Below are 12,379 nucleotides of genomic sequence, written 5' to 3'. Positions count from 1 at the left end.
TTTTGTCCGGGGGTTATGGAGGAAGCGCGCGTGCGTCAGTGCAGCCCGAATTCCCGAAGCAGTTCCTGCCTGTAGCGCACGAAGCGTGCGCCGCTGCGATCGCGCGGCCGGGGCAGGTCGATGTCGATCGCTCTCGGCGCTCCGTCCTGTTGCTTCGGCAGTATCAGGACACGATCCGCCAGATAGACGGCCTCCTCGAGATCATGCGTGACCAGAACCATCGTCACGTTCTCCTCCCGCCAGATGCGCTCGAGCTCCTGCTGCATCGTCAGTTTCGTCATCGCATCGAGGGCGCCCAGCGGCTCGTCCAGCAGCAGGATCTCGGGCTTTACCGTCAGCGCTCGCGCAAGCCCGACCCGCTGCGCCATTCCACCGGAAAGTTGCTTCGGATAGGCATCCTGGAAATCGGCAAGGCCGACAAGCGAAATGTAGTGACGTGCAAGCTCCTCGGCGCGTCCGGAATCCTCGCCTCGCACCTTCAGGCCGAAGGCCACATTGCCGAGAACCGTCAGCCAGGGAAGCAGCCGCGGCTCCTGGAATATGACCGCGCGCTCCTTGCCGACACCGGCAACCGGCCGGCCGTCGATCAATACCCGGCCCGCATCGGCCGTCTCGAGACCCGCGAGAACCCGCAGCAATGTCGTCTTGCCAGATCCGCTCGCCCCGACGATCGCAAGGCACTCCCCGGACCGGATGTCCAGATCGAGGTTCCTGAGGACGCTGAGCCGCCGCCCGTTGATCCGGAAGGATTTCGAGAGATCGCGCAACGCCACCTCCCCTTTGCGCAGGCTTCTGACTTCAGCCATTTTCACCCCCTCAATTCGCCGCGGCGGACGTCGCGTCCGGCCGGAACAGAAGATCGGAAGCCCTGTATTTGCCCTGCGGCAGGCTGCCCTCGCGCTCGAGAACGCCGATCCAGAAATCCAGATCGCGCTCGGTCGCTTGCGCGCCCTTTCGCAGACCGAACCCCGTCCAATGCCTCGCGAGATCGCCGTTTTCGCCGCGCTCGGTCAGAATACGGGCGAGCACGGCGCGCGCTTCTTCCGGATGCTCGCGTGACCAGTCGGCGGCGCGCGCGGATTGTTCAACGAAGTTTTTGGCGGCCTCCGGATTCTTTTCCACGAAATCCCGCCTGAGAACCGCAAAACCGCCGGCAATTTCGCCGAGCACATCCGTGTCGTCGAAGACCGCGCGCACCCCGCCGTGATCCAATATCTGGCCGTTGACGGTCGCCTGCCAGTATCCCACGGCGGCGATGTCGACCTGGTTCGACCGGAGCGTCTGCTCGAGCTGCGGCCCGGGTACGACGACGAGGTTTGCTGCGTTTTCGGGCAAACCCTTGGTGTGCAGCGCCTCGCGTACCGCATAGTCGAGATGCGCCCCGAGCGTATTCACCGCAATCGTCTTACCTGCGATATCCCCGATGGACCTGATCGGGCTGTCTTCGAGCACGTAGAATATGCTCTTGACCTGCTCGTTGATGCCGTTGGTCGGAAAGGCCGCGACGAAATCGTTTCCGCCGGCGATCGAGTTGATGACGGCTGCGGTCGCCGCCGAGCCGATGTCGACGCTGCCGGAGGCAAGCGCGAACAGGGATGCGGGCCCGCCTCCCGCATAACCGACATTCTCGAGCCTGATGCCGAGGCTGTCGAAATAGCCGAGCTCATAGGCGAGTTCGTGCGGCGACAGGCTGCCCTGGCTTGCGAGGAACCGCAGCGTCACCGGTTCCGGAGCTTCTGCTGCTGCAAGGCTGGAAAGCCCGATCGACAACAGGCTGCCGAATGCGAGGGCACGAATGGAAATCGTCATATGTCACCTTTTCCATGATCTGGACGTTTCGAATGTCGAGGCCGTTTTGCCGCAGTTCCGGGCGGAAGGCCGCTGCGCATTTTTTCTGGAATTGCTCTAGTTCGAGGCGTCGCTCCAGCGGCAGAGGCGGCGCTGCGCAAAGACCAGCGCGTAATTGGAGACGAGCCCCAGCCCGGCGAGAATGAAGATCGCCGCGAACATCAGGGGAATCTGGAAATTGTACTGGGCGTTCATGACCTGGAACCCGATGCCCTTATTGGCCCCGATCATCTCGGATGCGATGAGCAGCAGCAGGGCAGTCGTCGCACTCAGGCGCAGGCCGACGAAGATCGAAGGAACAGCGCCCGGAAGAACCACGCGACGGAACACAGTGAGACGCGACGCGCCATAGACGCGCGCCATCTCGATCAGTTTCGAATCCACTTCCTTGACCCCGTTGATGGTATTCAGAAGCAACGGGAAGAGCGTCGCCCAGAAGATGACGAAGACTTTCGACGCCTCGCCGAGTCCGAGAAGCAGAATGAAAACCGGATAGAGAGCGAGCGCGGACGTCTGGCGGAAAAGCTGGAGGACGGGATCGAGCGCGTTCTCGATCGGACGCACCTGCCCCATCAAGAGACCGAGCGGTATGGCCAGGACCACCGCGCCGACGAAGGCGGTGCCGGAGCGCTGAAGACTGATCGCGATGTCGTCGAGCAAGGCTCCGCCGGAAATTCCCGTCCACAGGGCGGAAAGGATGGCGCCGACGGACGGAAACACGGCCGGATTGATCCAGCCGGCGGTGCTGGCCGCCTGCCAGAGCGCAAGAAAGGCGATGAGCAGTCCGTAGCGCGACAGCCAGCTGCCGGCGGCGGCGGCTGACCGGCGGAGATACTCGTCCGCTTTTGCGCTGACGCTGCCGCCTTCGTGGATGATCGACCTGTCGAGTTCCTGCAAGCTCATTTTCGTGGCTCCCCTCTTACTCGGCCGCCTGAACGGCCGCGCGCGCCAAAGTCCACGGGTTCGCCGGACGGGGAAGTCCGAGATTTTCCCGCAGCGTCCGCCCCTCGTAGGCGGTGCGGAACAGGCCGCGCCTCTGCAGTATGGGGACGACCAGATCGACGAAATCGTCGAGCGCGCCCGGAAGCCATGGTGGCAGGATGTTGAAACCGTCGGCCGCTTCGCTCAGGAACCACTCCTCGAGCTGATCGGCGACCTGCTCGGCGCTGCCGACGACGGTGCAGTGACCGCGTGCGGTCGCGATCCACTGATAGAGCTGGCGGATGGTGAAGCCATGCTCGTCCGCGATCTTTCGGATCAGCGCCTGCCGGCTTTTCATTCCTTCTGTCTCATTGCTGACGGGCAAGGGCCCATCGAGCGGAAATCCCGTCAGGTCGAGCGTGCCGCCGGTCAGGCCATTCAACAGCGCCACGCCGTCCTCCGGCACGATCAACGCATTCAGCTCTTCATATTTGGAGCGCGCCTCCTCTTCGGTCCGGCCGACAAAGGGGGCCACCCCCGGCATGATCAGCACATGGTCGGGGTTGCGCCCGGCGTGCTTCACGCGTGCCTTTATGTCGCGGTAGAATTCCTGCGCCGAAGCGAGGTTCTGATGGGCGGTGAAGATCACCTCGGCACTGGCCGCCGCAAGCCTGCGTCCGTCCTCGGATTGCCCCGCCTGCACCACGACCGGATGTCCTTGGACGGGACGCGGCGCGTTCAGCGGTCCCTTGACGCTGAAATGCTTGCCCTTGTGGTCGATGTCGTGAACCCGGCCGGCATCGAAGAAGCGGCCGGTCGCCTTGTCGCGGATGAAGGCATCATCTTCCCAGCTGTCCCATAGAGCCTTGACGGTCTCGACGTGCTCGTGCGCGCGCTCGTATCGTTCGGCGTGGCTCGGCTGCGTCTCTCTGTTGAAGTTGCGCGCCGTCTCGTCGCCGGCGGAGGTGACCACGTTCCAGCCTGCCCGCCCGTTGGACAGAAGGTCCAGCGAGGCGAACTTGCGGGCGAGCGTGTAGGGCTCCTCATAGGTCGTCGATGCCGTGGCGATGAAGCCCAGATGGGTCGTCAGCGGTGCGAGTGCTGCAAAGAGGGTGACAGGCTCGAAACCGGCTATCTTCGCATTGCCGCCTTCGCGGCCGCCAAGCCCGACGGAGAGGTTGTCGGCGAGAAAATAGGCGTCGAACAGGCCGCGCTCCGCGGTCTCGGCGAGCCTTCTGTGGAATTCGAAATTGGTGGCACCATCTGCCGGAGCGCCCGGATGCCTCCAGGCGGCAATATGCTGGCCGCCGCCGGGAAGAAAGGCTCCAAGCTTGATCTGTCTTGTCATTGCTGCCTCCGTTGGATTTGCTTCGCCGGCCGGCGTCACTTCGCCTCGATTGCCGACGCAAACCGGGTTGGGTTGAAATTGCGGTTAAGCCGCCAGGCTTGCCCTGGCGGCGCGCGCGAGCGCCTGCGTTGCCTCGCCGACCGCCCTGCCGACGCGGTCATGGATCGCCTCGGAGGCGAGAGAGCCGTCGGCAAAGTCCTTGTCGGAGGCGTAGATCGCGGTCGGGATCGCCAACGCCTCGAAGAAGCCGAACAGTGGCCTCAACTGATGCTCCACCATCAGCGAGTGGCGTTCCCCGCCCCCGGTGGCGGCGAGGATGACGGGCTTGCCGCGAAGCGAGGAGGGATCGAGCAGGTCGAAGACGTGCTTGAAGAGGCCGGTATAGCTTCCCTTGAAGGTCGGCGACCCCACCACCAGAATGTCGGCTGCAAGCATCTGGCCAACGACATATCGCGCTTCCGGTGCGAGTTCGTCGAGCCTTCTCGCGGGGAGCAGCGACGCCCCGAAGTCCTCGATATCGAAGGTCTGCGCCGACGCCCCTGCATCGACCGCCAGCCGGTGGACGATATGGTCCACGAATGCGCGTGTCCTGGACGGACGCGTGATATTGCCTGAAATACCCACCACTCGTGTCTGCGGCATCGCTTTAGCTCCTCGTGAGATCCGTGCTTTCGTGATACTCATCAAAATCTATAATCTTAGTAGACTAAAGGAACGCCGTTCTATTCCCGATGCGCGAACAAGAAGACTTTGCTTTCGAGGCTTCCCTGGGGGAACAAAGCACCGGCCGCGGGGTTACCGCCAGACAAGCGCAAGACCGCCATGCATCTGCCCGACGCAACCTACCGTCTCCAATTCCGCAACGGGATGGACTTCGCAAAAGCCGTGGAGTTGATCCCGCACCTCGTCGGGCTCGGCATATCTCACCTCTACGCCTCGCCCGTTTTCACCGCGGTCCGAGGGTCAACCCATGGCTACGACATCGTCGACTACAACGAGATCGACCCGGACCTGGGCGGCTACGACGGATTTGTGCTGCTCGCCCATGCGCTGAAAGCCGAAGGACTCGGTCTCATTCTGGACATCGTCCCGAACCACATGGCCGCGCATCTCGAGAATGACTGGTGGCACAGCGCGATCGAATGGGGCCGCCTTAGCGAATTTGCCGACTATTTCGACATCGACTGGCGGGAGCCGCTTACGCTCCCCTTCCTCGGCCGGTCGTTTGAGGAAGAGGTCGCAGCCGGCAATCTGCGCCTTGCTTACGACCACGAGCACCGCTGCCTGGCGCTCCGCTATTACGAGGCTCTCTATCCGCTCAATCCCGCCAGCTATGCGGCGATCCCGCGCAACGGCAATGCCGTGCTCGAAAGGCTCGCGGCTGCCGCCGGCACGGTCGAACGGAAAACCGCCGCACAGTTCCACGCGGAAATCGCCTCTGTCGTCGCGACGCCATCGCTCGCTGCCGAACTCGACCAATGTCTCGCCCGGTTCTCCGCAGACACACTCGACCGGCTGCATCGGAGACAATCCTGGCGGCTGATGAGCTGGCAGACGGCCCGGGACAAGCTCAGCTACCGGCGGTTTTTCGAGGTCGCCGGCCTCATCGGCATGCGCGTAGAAGATGACGCGGTCTTCACGGATACCCACCGGCTTGCGCTCGCCCTGGTCCGGGAAGGCCTGATCGATGGGCTCAGGATCGATCACATCGACGGCCTGGCCGATCCCAAGGGCTATCTCGACCGGCTCCGCCGGGAGGCCGGCGACGGCACCTATATCGTCGTCGAGAAAATACTCGGCGAGAACGAAACGCTGCCGTCCGACTGGCCGGTCGACGGAACCACGGGCTACGAGTTCATATCGGCCCTCGCGGATCTCCTTTCCGACGACACTCCGTCTTCGTGGCTTTCGAGCGAGGAAAGGCGATCGGCGGCCGAAGAGGCGGTCACGGGATGCAAGCTCCAGGTCCTGAGCCGCAATTTCAATACGGAAGTCCGGCGGCTGACCGGACTGGCCGCTCGCTTCACAAGCGATGAGGATCCGGACCAGAACGAGCGGACCGGTGAGGCCATTTCCCAGCTGACGGCTGCACTGCCCGTCTATCGGACCTATGTCGGCGACCGGGGGGCCGGAGCGCGCGACAGCCGCATCCTCGACGCAGCCGCAGCGAAGGCAGCGGCGCGCGCGCCCGCCGTCGGCGCCGAGATCGCAGCGATCGTTCCCGCACTCAGGCTGCCGATCGACTCGGCCGACGGCAAGGTGCGGTCTGAATTCCGTACGCGCTTTCAGCAGTTGAGCGGCGCGGTCATGGCCAAGGCGGTCGAGGATACCTTCTTCTATCGGAGAGGCGATTATCTCGCGGCGAACGAGGTGGGTGCCTCCCCCTTATGGACGCCCGGCGGCGTCGGCCGCTTTCATGCGACGATGCAGGATCGCGCAAGCCGGATGCCGCACGGCCTGTCGGCGACTTCCACGCACGACACCAAGCGGGGTGAAGATGCGCGCGCCCGGCTCCACGTCATAAGCGAGGCACCGGACGTCTGGGCCGCAGCGGTGGACCGCTGGCACGGGATGAATGCGGAAAGCATGGGCCGACTCCCGGCCGGCGAGGAACCGGACGCTTCGGTCGAGCAATTCCTCTATCAGAGCCTGCTCGGTGCCTGGCCCATAGCGCCGCTCGGTGACGAAGACGACCTGATCTTTCTGCACGAGCGGATGCTCGATTTCGCCGTTAAGGCGCTGCGGGAGGCAAAGCTCAGGACAAGCTGGGACGATCCGAACGAGCGCTATGAAGCAGCGATCAGGGCCTTTCTCGGCGATCTCCTGGATCGCCGGAACCGGTCCTTCCTCGGCGATTTCGAGAAAACGGCCGCACCGTTCATCCATGCCGGCCTGATCAACAGCCTCTCGCAAACGCTGGTGAAGCTCACCGCGCCCGGCATTCCCGATATCTATCAGGGCAGCGAACGCGTCGACCTTTCCCTCGTCGATCCCGACAACCGCCGCGGCTTTTCACCGCGCCCCTCGCCTTCCCGGCTGCCGCAAGCGCCGCCGATCGGCGATTTCCAGGACTGCAAGCAGACGCTGATCTCGATAGGCCTGAACTATCGCCGGGGGCGCGGCGCGGATTGTCTTGCGAGAGGCGAATATCGCGCGGTGCGCGTCGAAGGTCGGGGCGCCCGTCACGCCGCCGCTTTCATGCGTCGCAGCGGGAATGGCTTTGCGCTCACAGTCGTCCCACGGCTTGTCTTCGGCCAGACGGTCGACGGCCGCCTGTCCATCCGTCCGGAACTGTGGCGAAACGCCTTCCTCGCCTTGCCCGAGGGCTGCCAGTTCAAGCCCATGTGCAATCTCCTGACCGGCGGCGTCACCGAGCCTCGGCCTCTTCTCGCCTTGGCGGACATCCTGCGGGACTTCCCTGTCGCCTTGCTGGTCGAGGCGTGAGGCATCTACCTCACACCCGCCCCAGCCGCCGGACATTGCCGGCGAGCTCGGCGGCGAGCCTCAATGCGGCCGCCGTAGCGCCGACCATCTGCGGCAGGATCAGCCATTCAAGCGTCCAGGCGGAGCCCGACCGCTCCTGCTCGTGCACCAGCGACTGGTGGATGGCGGAAATCTGCGTCGCGTTGAAGCGGGCGAGCGTCACCAGCACCTCCGCGGCGACCGGGTTCTGCTTGTGCGGCATGGCCGAGGAGCCGCCGCCGCCCGCAAGCACGATCTCGTCTCCCGCCTGCGCCATCAGCGCCACGTCCTGACCGAACTTGCCGAGGCTGCCGGTGACGAGCGACAGGAGGTGGGCGAAATCAGCGATCGGCAGGCGCTGGCTGTGCCATTGCGGGCAGTCGACCAGCGCGAGTTCCTCCGCCAGCGTCGCGCGGACGATGTCGGCCTTGCCCTTGAGCTTTTCGAGGGTGCCGGCGGCTCCTCCGAACTGCACCGTAAAAATGTCCGTTCCCGTGGCATCCAGCCTGTCCTGATGGTCGAACAGCGGCTCGATCCAGCTCCGCAGGCGGTCGGCCACTGTAATCGGGATCGCCGGCTGCATCCGCGTATGGGCGGTCAGCGTACGCTCGCCCCAGTGCCTCCCGCAAGCTTCGAGCGCCGTCACGACGTCGCCGATCCGGCCGGAGAAGAGTTCCGCGATCGCCTTCAGCCTCAGCATGAGGCTGGTATCGACCACGTCCTGGCTGCTGGCTCCGAAATGGACATGTTCCGCCGCCTCTTCGCCGACCGCCCGGCGCAATTGCCGCACGAGCTCGGGAACGACGACACCGTCGATGGCGGTTGCCCGGCGCATGGCGCCGACGTCCGGAGAGAAGCCACGGCATGCCTCGGCAATGCGATTGGCGGCCGCCTCGGGGATGACGCCGTGGCGCGCCTCGGCACGCGCAAGCGCCGCCTCGAAGGCCAGCATGGCGCGAACATCGGCGACGACGGAGAATTCCGCCGCCACCGCCTCGTCTCCCAGAAGGCCGGAAAGATAGGGGTGATCGAAGGCCGAATAGGTCATGCCGCATCTCCAGCTCTCGCTCCCTTCGATTCGAAGGGAGCCTCACACGCATGCGGCAACGCGGGGGCGGGCTGCCGAACGATCATATATCCAGGAAGACCGTTTCCTTCTCGCCCTGGAGATGAATGTCGAAGACATAATTAGGCGCCTGACCCGCCGCGACAAGCGTCTTGGCCCGGTGGCGGTGCTCGATGCGGGCAAGCAACGGATCTTCGGCATTCGCCGCCGCCTCGTCTGGGAAATACATGCGCGTGTGAAGGCCGATGTTGATGCCGCGCGCGACGATCCAGAAGCTGACATGCGGGGCCATCAGCCGGCCGTCGTGGAATGGAACGCGGCCCGGCTTCACCGTCTCGAAAGTGAAGACACCGTCCTCGTCGCTCGTCGGTGAGCGTCCCCAGCCGGTAAAGTTCGGGTCTGCCGTACCGCGCAGATCCGACGGGGAATTGTAGAGCCCGGCTGCGTCCGCCTGCCAGATTTCGAGAAGTGCGTCCCTGAGCGGCATTCCGGCGCCGTCGATGACGCGACCGGTCACGGTGATGCGCTGCCCGAGCGTCTTGTCGTTGACCATCGAAGCGCCGAGGTCGCCATCATATACGCCGCCGATGCCGCAGAAATTCGGCGTCAGGCCGATATGGACATAGGGGCCAGCCGTCTGCGACGCCGTTTCCTTGAGGGTGCCTGGATCCTGAACCATCGGTGCCTCCTCAATTCCCTTCCGGCCTGTTTTCGAAGAAGGTCGAGCGGCGGCCACGCAGCACGATGTCGAACCTGTAGGCGCGCGCATCCATGGGCACGGTGTTGCCCCAGTCGAGAGCCGCGATCAGTTGCTCGATCGCCCGGCGGTCGGGGATCGTGCCGACGATCGGACATTTCCAGATCATCGGATCGCCCTCGAAATACATCTGCGTGATCAGGCGCTGGGCGAAACCGTGGCCGAAGACCGAGAAATGGATATGTGCGGGCCGCCAGTCGTTGACGCCGTTCGGCCAGGGATAGGCTCCGGGCCTGACCGTGCGGAACCAGTAACGGCCTTCCTCGTCGGTGATCGTTCTGCCGCAGCCGCCGAAATTCGGATCCAGCGGCGCGAGATAGCTTTCCTTCTTGTGACGGTAGCGTCCGCCGGCATTCGCCTGCCAGAACTCGACGAGCACACCCCGAACCGGATGGCCGCGTTCGTCGAGGACGCGGCCATGGACGATGATGCGTTCGCCGATCGCGCTTTCACCGGGATTGGCGAAGTTATGGATCAGGTCGTTGTCGAGCTCGCCCAGCATCGAATGGCCGAAGGCCGGGCCGGTGATCTCGGATATGGTCCCGTCGAGCGACAGCAGCGCCTTCTGCGGCGAACGCAGCACGGAGGTCTTGTAACCGGGCGCGAAGGCCGGCGGGTGCCAGGCGCGGTCGCGGGCGAAAAAGGCGCCCGTTTCGGGCTGGGCCTTCCGTCTGCCATTTTGATTGTCGGACATCGTCCTTCTCCCTCGCCCCTATCGAGCAGCCGTGCCGGCATCCATGTCCGCAAAAACCTGCTTGACGATCTTGATCGCGTGATTGGCCGCCGGAACGCCTGCATAGATGGCAACATGCAGCAGCGCCTCGCAAATATCCTCGCGCGTCGCCCCGGTATTGGCCGTGGCGCGGACATGCATGGCCACCTCCTCGTCCTGTCCAAGCGCGGCGAGCAGGGCGATGGTGACGATCGACCGCTCCCGCTTCGTCCAGCCGGGACGCGACCAGACATGCCCCCATGCCGCCTCGGTGATCAGCTCCTGGAAAGGACGGTCGAAATCGGTCGATGCCGACTCTGCCCGGTCGACGTGATCGTCGCCTAGAACGGCGCGGCGCGTCGCCATTCCCTGTCGGTAGCGCCCGGAAGGCGCAAGGGCATCGCTCATGGTTTGCCTCCAGACAACACGGATCGGAAGAAGCGTTTCAGCACCGACGTCAAGGCTTCCGGCTGCTCGACGCAGGGGATATGTCCCGCTCCGCGGATCACTTCGAAGCGCGCGCCCGCAATGAGATCGGCCGTCGAGCGGACCAGGTCGGGCGGGGTCGAACCGTCCTGGTCGCCGACGACGCAGAGCACCGGAACCGCGATCCTGCCCGCGGCTTCCGTGAAATCGGCGTCGCGGATGGCGGCGCAGGTGCCGACATAGCCCGGCACCGGTTGACGGACCAGCATGTTGCGGTAGCCGGTGAAGGCGAGGTTTTCGGGTCGCCGGAAGGCCGGGGTGAACCAGCGCTCGAGCACGCCGTCGGCGACCGCCTCGATGCCATGCGCCTCGATCGCCGCGATGCGGGCGTCCCAGAACTCGGCAGTACCGATCTTGTGGGCGGTGTCGGAAAGCACGAGCGCCCGCACGAGGTCGGGGCGGCGGCCGTAGAGCGATTGCGCGATGAGCCCGCCGACCGAAAGTCCGCAAACAATCGCCTGTTTCACGGCGAGGCGATCGAGGAGTCCGGCGAGATCGGTCGCATGGTCCTCGATGGAATAGGGGACCTGGCCGATATCGGACAGCCCGTGGCCACGCTTGTCATAGAGCACGATGGCAAAATCGCCCGCCAGTCGGAGGACGACATCGCGCCAGATGCGGAAATCCGTGCCGAGCGAGTTGATGAAGACGAGCGCGGGCCTTTCCGTGACCGCGCCAACCACGCGATAGTGAATCGTGACGTCGTTGATGCGGGTGAATTGCACGGCAGCTCTCCTCCGTCGTCAAATTGGATGTTTCATCTGGTTAGGTAAAATGATATTTCGTGGCTTTCCCTTAACCAGAGGGTTATGCGATCCGTGATCGACGCTCGCGTTAAGTTTCGCCATCTGCAGACATTTGTCGAGGTCGCGCGTCAGAAGAGCGTGGTGAAGGCGGCCGAACTCCTGCATGTCACGCAGCCGGCGGTCACCAAGACGATCCGGGAACTCGAAGAGGTTCTGGGGGTCGCGGTTTTCGAGCGCGAGGGGCGCGGCATCAAGATCACGCGCTACGGCGAGGTCTTTCTGCGCCATGCAGGCGCCGCGCTGACGGCGCTGCGCCAAGGCCTCGATTCCGTCTCGCAGGAGCGGTCAGGCGAAGGTCCGCCGATCCGCGTCGGAGCGCTTCCGACCGTTTCGACCCGCATCATGCCGCGCGCCATCGCGCTCTTCCTGAAAGAGAAGACCGGCGCACGCATCAAGATCGTCACCGGTGAAAACGCAGTGCTTCTCGAACAATTGCGCGTGGGCGATCTCGACCTCGTCGTCGGCAGGCTCGCCGCTCCGGACAAGATGACCGGCTTCTCGTTCGAGCATCTCTACTCGGAACAGGTGGTCTTCGCGGTGCGCGCCGGACATCCGCTCATCTCCGGCAAACAATCTGTGTTCGCGCATCTGAGCGACTATCCGGTGCTGATGCCTACCCGCGCCTCGATCATCCGCCCCTTCGTCGAGCATTTCCTGATCGCCAACGGCATCGCCGGCCTTGCGAACCAGATCGAGACCGTTTCCGACTCCTTCGGCCGGGCGTTCGTGCGCTCCAGCGACGCCATCTGGATCATATCGGCGGGCGTCGTCGCCACGGATATCGCGGATGGTGTGTTGGCGGCGCTGCCGGTCGACACGAGCGAGACGAGGGGACCCGTCGGGCTTACCATGCGGACCGACGCTATCCCGTCGCTGCCGCTCTCGATCCTGATGCAGACGCTGCGCGAGGCGGCCGGGACGGCGATGGCTGCGGAAGCAAAGAGGACGGCGTAGCACCCGGGGAATTGAACCC

Annotated in this window: 12 protein-coding genes; 2 read left to right on the top strand and 10 right to left on the bottom strand. The window is 64.4% G+C overall.

Going from position 1 to position 12,379, the window contains the following annotated elements:
- Positions 1-35 precede the first annotated feature (35 nt).
- The 5 genes from CN933_RS11695 to msuE all read right to left on the bottom strand — a co-directional run bounded on the left by CN933_RS11695 (position 36) and on the right by msuE (position 4,759).
- Positions 36-806, bottom strand: a complete 771-nt coding sequence (locus CN933_RS11695; protein ID WP_102761599.1) for an ABC transporter ATP-binding protein — start codon at positions 804-806, stop codon at positions 36-38.
- 10 nt (positions 807-816) lie between these two features.
- Entirely contained in the window at positions 817-1,809 is a 993-nt protein-coding gene (locus tag CN933_RS11690) for an ABC transporter substrate-binding protein (protein WP_102761598.1), read from the bottom strand.
- 96 nt (positions 1,810-1,905) lie between these two features.
- Entirely contained in the window at positions 1,906-2,751 is an 846-nt protein-coding gene (locus CN933_RS11685; RefSeq protein WP_102761597.1) for an ABC transporter permease, read from the bottom strand.
- Positions 2,752-2,767: 16 nt separating this feature from the next.
- Positions 2,768-4,117, bottom strand: coding sequence for an LLM class flavin-dependent oxidoreductase (locus tag CN933_RS11680; protein WP_102761596.1), 1,350 nt, complete (start codon positions 4,115-4,117; stop codon positions 2,768-2,770).
- A gap of 84 nt (positions 4,118-4,201) precedes the next feature.
- Positions 4,202-4,759, bottom strand: a complete 558-nt coding sequence (gene msuE / locus CN933_RS11675; protein ID WP_102761595.1) for an FMN reductase — start codon at positions 4,757-4,759, stop codon at positions 4,202-4,204.
- 180 nt (positions 4,760-4,939) lie between these two features.
- Between msuE and CN933_RS11670 the strand changes: the two genes are divergently transcribed.
- A complete protein-coding gene (locus tag CN933_RS11670) occupies positions 4,940-7,561 on the top strand; it encodes a malto-oligosyltrehalose synthase (RefSeq protein ID WP_102761594.1) in 2,622 nt (873 codons plus the stop codon).
- Positions 7,562-7,571: 10 nt separating this feature from the next.
- On the opposite strand, the gene CN933_RS11665 is transcribed toward CN933_RS11670, so the two are convergent.
- The 5 genes from CN933_RS11665 to pcaD form a co-directional block, all read right to left on the bottom strand.
- A complete protein-coding gene (locus CN933_RS11665; protein WP_100671224.1) occupies positions 7,572-8,627 on the bottom strand; it encodes a 3-carboxy-cis,cis-muconate cycloisomerase in 1,056 nt (351 codons plus the stop codon).
- 82 nt (positions 8,628-8,709) lie between these two features.
- The gene (gene pcaG, locus CN933_RS11660) at positions 8,710-9,324 is read right to left on the bottom strand and encodes a protocatechuate 3,4-dioxygenase subunit alpha (RefSeq protein WP_102761593.1); all 615 of its coding nucleotides are present in this window, start codon (positions 9,322-9,324) and stop codon (positions 8,710-8,712) included.
- A 10-nt stretch (positions 9,325-9,334) separates the two neighbouring features.
- Positions 9,335-10,096: a protocatechuate 3,4-dioxygenase subunit beta gene (pcaH, locus tag CN933_RS11655; protein ID WP_102761592.1), complete on the bottom strand. Its 762-nt coding sequence runs from the start codon at positions 10,094-10,096 to the stop codon at positions 9,335-9,337.
- Positions 10,097-10,114: 18 nt separating this feature from the next.
- Entirely contained in the window at positions 10,115-10,522 is a 408-nt protein-coding gene (pcaC, locus tag CN933_RS11650; protein ID WP_102761591.1) for a 4-carboxymuconolactone decarboxylase, read from the bottom strand.
- Complete coding sequence (gene pcaD, locus CN933_RS11645; RefSeq protein WP_102761590.1) at positions 10,519-11,325, bottom strand: 3-oxoadipate enol-lactonase; 807 nt, start codon at positions 11,323-11,325, stop codon at positions 10,519-10,521. Before pcaD ends, pcaC begins: the two co-directional genes overlap by 4 nt.
- A 93-nt stretch (positions 11,326-11,418) precedes the next feature.
- Between pcaD and pcaQ the strand changes: the two genes are divergently transcribed.
- Positions 11,419-12,360, top strand: coding sequence for a pca operon transcription factor PcaQ (gene pcaQ / locus CN933_RS11640; RefSeq protein WP_026168720.1), 942 nt, complete (start codon positions 11,419-11,421; stop codon positions 12,358-12,360).
- Positions 12,361-12,379: the final 19 nt, after the last annotated feature.

The organism is Sinorhizobium sp. M4_45, from assembly GCF_002885915.1.
In the GTDB taxonomy this organism is placed as follows: domain Bacteria; phylum Pseudomonadota; class Alphaproteobacteria; order Rhizobiales; family Rhizobiaceae; genus Sinorhizobium; species Sinorhizobium meliloti_A.
The sequence above is the reverse complement of the archived record's forward strand: the minus strand, read 5'-3'. Positions and strand labels throughout refer to the sequence as shown.

Coding starts and splice junctions, on each gene's coding strand:
- CN933_RS11685 (WP_102761597.1), bottom strand. CDS start 2,751: ATGAGCTTGCAGGAACTCGACAGGTCGATCATCCACGAAGGCGGCAGC.
- pcaH (WP_102761592.1), bottom strand. CDS start 10,096: ATGTCCGACAATCAAAATGGCAGACGGAAGGCCCAGCCCGAAACGGGC.
- CN933_RS11690 (WP_102761598.1), bottom strand. CDS start 1,809: ATGACGATTTCCATTCGTGCCCTCGCATTCGGCAGCCTGTTGTCGATC.
- CN933_RS11670 (WP_102761594.1), top strand. CDS start 4,940: ATGCATCTGCCCGACGCAACCTACCGTCTCCAATTCCGCAACGGGATG.
- CN933_RS11665 (WP_100671224.1), bottom strand. CDS start 8,627: ATGACCTATTCGGCCTTCGATCACCCCTATCTTTCCGGCCTTCTGGGA.
- pcaC (WP_102761591.1), bottom strand. CDS start 10,522: ATGAGCGATGCCCTTGCGCCTTCCGGGCGCTACCGACAGGGAATGGCG.
- CN933_RS11695 (WP_102761599.1), bottom strand. CDS start 806: ATGGCTGAAGTCAGAAGCCTGCGCAAAGGGGAGGTGGCGTTGCGCGAT.
- CN933_RS11680 (WP_102761596.1), bottom strand. CDS start 4,117: ATGACAAGACAGATCAAGCTTGGAGCCTTTCTTCCCGGCGGCGGCCAG.
- msuE (WP_102761595.1), bottom strand. CDS start 4,759: ATGCCGCAGACACGAGTGGTGGGTATTTCAGGCAATATCACGCGTCCG.
- pcaG (WP_102761593.1), bottom strand. CDS start 9,324: ATGGTTCAGGATCCAGGCACCCTCAAGGAAACGGCGTCGCAGACGGCT.